The sequence below is a fragment of the Mesorhizobium sp. M2E.F.Ca.ET.209.01.1.1 genome (assembly GCF_004010375.2).
GTDB lineage: Bacteria > Pseudomonadota > Alphaproteobacteria > Rhizobiales > Rhizobiaceae > Mesorhizobium.
In genome coordinates this window covers 1-446 of record NZ_SADP02000185.1, presented here as the reverse complement: position 1 = coordinate 446, position 446 = coordinate 1, and the positions used below count along the sequence as shown (strand labels likewise).

The following is a 446-nucleotide window of genomic DNA, read 5'->3' as shown; positions in this document are numbered from 1 at the left end:
GACGCCCAATCCGCCGCCGCCCGGTTTCTGGAAGCGGGTGCGCGAGGCCTGCGACAGGCATGGCACGCTGCTGATCTTCGACGAGATTCCGACCGGCCTCGGCAAGACCGGAAAATTCTTCGCCCACGAACATGACGGCGTTACGCCCGACATCCTCGTGCTCGGCAAATCGCTCGGCGGCGGCATCCTGCCGATCGCCTCGGTGATCGCCCGGCGCGACCTCGACGTCGCCGGCGACTATGCGATCGGTCACTATACGGATGAGAAGAACCCGGTCACCGCGCGCGCCGCGCTCACCACCATCGCCATCATTCGCGAGGAAGGCCTCGTCGAACGCTCGGCCGAACTCGGCGCTTATGCGCTCGCCCGCATGAACGACCTTATGCAGCGCTCGCCTTTCGTCGGCGACGTCCGGGGCAGGGGGCTGATGTTTGGCGTCGAGATGG

The 446-nt window shown here is 66.4% G+C and carries 1 protein-coding gene; it reads left to right on the top strand.

The window, feature by feature from the left end:
• A partial coding sequence (locus EN852_RS35210; protein ID WP_135879627.1) for an aminotransferase class III-fold pyridoxal phosphate-dependent enzyme occupies positions 1–446 on the top strand: 446 nt, incomplete at both ends.